This is a genomic window from Streptomyces sp. NPDC004658 (assembly GCF_040609555.1).
Lineage (GTDB): Bacteria > Actinomycetota > Actinomycetes > Streptomycetales > Streptomycetaceae > Streptomyces.
This window is the reverse complement of the sequence record NZ_JBEXKG010000364.1, coordinates 1-2,403: the sequence shown is the minus strand read 5'-3', so window position 1 is coordinate 2,403 and position 2,403 is coordinate 1. Positions and strand designations below refer to the sequence as shown.

General features: G+C 71.5%; 2 protein-coding genes and 2 pseudogenes. 1 reads left to right on the top strand and 3 read right to left on the bottom strand.

Annotated elements, in window-relative coordinates:
* Together ABZV94_RS41315 and ABZV94_RS41310 are read right to left on the bottom strand one after the other, a co-directional pair.
* Positions 1–67, bottom strand: a pseudogene (locus ABZV94_RS41315) (TetR family transcriptional regulator); the annotation flags it as partial.
* Positions 39–782 (bottom strand): phosphatase PAP2 family protein, encoded by a 744-nt coding sequence (locus tag ABZV94_RS41310; protein ID WP_356350213.1) that lies wholly within the window; start codon positions 780–782, stop codon positions 39–41. The pseudogene ABZV94_RS41315 and the gene ABZV94_RS41310, both read right to left, overlap by 29 nt.
* A 219-nt stretch (positions 783–1,001) precedes the next feature.
* Between ABZV94_RS41310 and ABZV94_RS41305 the strand changes: the two genes are divergently transcribed.
* Positions 1,002–1,616, top strand: coding sequence for a TetR/AcrR family transcriptional regulator (locus tag ABZV94_RS41305; RefSeq protein ID WP_356350210.1), 615 nt, complete (start codon positions 1,002–1,004; stop codon positions 1,614–1,616).
* Between the two features lie 137 nt (positions 1,617–1,753).
* Here the strand turns inward: ABZV94_RS41305 and ABZV94_RS41300 are convergent.
* A pseudogene (locus ABZV94_RS41300) lies at positions 1,754–2,403 on the bottom strand (hypothetical protein); the annotation flags it as partial.

The following is a 2,403-nucleotide window of genomic DNA, read 5'->3' as shown; positions in this document are numbered from 1 at the left end:
CGCGGATCTGTTCCTGCACGGCGTCGAAGAACTCCCGCTCACGCTCCGGCGTGATCTTGGAGCGGCGCGGGGACGACCGCGAGGGCGAGGCCGAGCATCGCGGTGGCGACGATCGCGTCGAGCCAGTAGTGGTTCGCGGTGCCCACGATCACCAGCAGCGTGATCAGCGGGTGCAGCAGCCACAGCCCGCGCCACCGGGACCGGGTGGCGGCCATCACGCCGACCGCCACCATCAGCGCCCAGCCGAAGTGCAGCGAGGGCATCGCCGCGAACTGGTTGGAGAGGTGGTCGCTGGACGGCGGGCCGTACACGGACGGGCCGTAGATCCGGGCGGTGTCGACCAGGCCCGTCCCGGTCAGCATGCGCGGCGGGGCCAGCGGGAACGTGAACGGCAGCACGAGGGCGGCCGTGGTGAGGACCGCGAGGACCCGGCGGGCCCAGACGTAGTGCGCGGGCCGCCGCAGGTACAGCCAGACCAGGAAGGCGAGCGTGGCCGGGAAGTGGACGGTCGCGTAGTAGGTGTTCGCCAGGTGGACGAGGGTGTCGCCGTGCAGCAGTGCGGACTGCACGGTGGTCTCGTCGGGGAGATGGACGCTCCGCTCCAGGTGCCAGACGTCCCGGGCGTTGCGGTAGGCCTCCGCGGTGTGGCCGGTGGCCAGTTGCCGCCCCAGTTTGTAGACCAGGAAGAGCCCGGCGACCAGCAGGAACTCACGTATCAGAGACGGACGGGCCGGCGTCTTCGGTTCCGTCTCCGCCTCCCCAGGCTCGGTTCGGGCATTCATCCCCCGGCCCCTTCGCTGACGGTGGTGCGTGTCGTGGTGCGGACGAGCCCCGGTCCGCACCGGAACTCATCGATACGTTGTCGTACCGATACGCCAGTGTACCGATACGGTCGGGTACCGGTACACTGGCGTATCGATTGAGGTGCGCCACACTGGGAACAGCACGGACACCAGGCACCGCACCAGCACAGGACAGACACGAGTGAGGGGAAGCACCGCATGACGTCGCAGGCCGCGGACGCACCGGACACGGTCGTCGCCTCGCGCCGCTCCAAGATCACGCCGGAGCGTGAGCGGGAGTTCTTCGACGCCGTGCTGGAACAGATCCGCGAGTGCGGCTACGACTCCGTCACCATGGAGGGCATCGCCGCCAGCACCCGGTGCAGCAAGTCCACGCTCTACCGGCAGTGGAAGACCAAGCCGCAGTTCGTCGCGGCGGCCCTGCGCGCCAACCGCCGGGTGAAGTTCGCCGGCATCGACACCGGCTCGCTCGCCGAGGACCTGCGCCAGGCCGCGCGGGCCGCCGGCGACTGGTCCGGCAAGGACACCCGGCTGCTCCAGGCGCTGGGGCACGCGGTGACGGCGGACCAGGAACTGGCCCAGGCGCTGCGCGAGGCGCTCGTGAACCCGGAGATCGCCGCGCTGGAGGAGATCCTGGCCCGGGGCGTGGCCCGGGGCGAGGTCCGGGCGGGCCACCCGGCGCTGGAGTACGTCCCGGCCATGATGTTCGGCGTCCTGCGCGTGCGCCCCGTGCTCGACGGCCACTACGCCGACTCCGACTACCTCGTCCGCTTCGTGGAGGCCGCCGTGCTGCCCGCGCTCGGACTGACATGAGACCCAGGCCGCCGTTCACGGGATGACTGGACGGTGACCTGCCCGCGCCGCACCGTGGGGACGGGGGCGGCGCGCACCCCCCGGCCGGGTGGGGTTCCTCTTGAGCGGAGGGGAATCCCACCCGGCCGATCCGCCTCTCAGACGTCCTGGCCGCTCCCGCCGCCGGACGAGACCTTGATCCCCTCGAGGATCTCGTCGATGACGGACAGCTTCTGCCCGACGTCCACGCCGAAGCGGACCACCACGATCTGCCGGGCGTCGTTGGGGGAGGGGAAGGCGACCGATTCGACGTAGCCGTCGGCGCCCTTGCTCGTGACCGCCTTCCAGCGCACCAGGTAGCCCTTCTGCCCGGCCACCGTCACCGCCTTGGAGGCCAGCACCTCGTGCGAGGTGATGCTGCCGTAGGTGGTGCCGCCGTACGACTGCTTGGCGTTGGCGGCGATGTCCGCCTTCGCGACCTCCTCCGCCGTGTCGTCCTCGATGCCCAGCGCCACCGCCGGAGCCGTGTAGGCGCCGCCCGCGGTGCACGTCTCGGCCGCGTTGCCCGGGCACTTGTAGGCGTCGTCGGACGTCACCTGCGCCCCGACGCTGATCGCCTGGCCGGTCCAGCCCTTCGGCACGGGCAGGCTGATGCCGTTGACCGGGTCCGTCACCGAGCCGCCGCCCTTGACCTTCGGCGCCTCCGACTGACCCGGGGACGGCGAGGCCCCGCCGACCCGCCACACCCGCTGGAGCGCTTGGCCGCCACCACCGCGTCGACCACCACCCACAGCGGCAGTCCCGCCTC

What these genes read in the sequence shown, in the direction of transcription:
- ABZV94_RS41310 (WP_356350213.1), bottom strand. Translation starts at nt 782, where the DNA reads ATGAATGCCCGAACCGAGCCTGGGGAGGCGGAGACGGAACCGAAGACG.
- ABZV94_RS41305 (WP_356350210.1), top strand. Translation starts at nt 1,002, where the DNA reads ATGACGTCGCAGGCCGCGGACGCACCGGACACGGTCGTCGCCTCGCGC.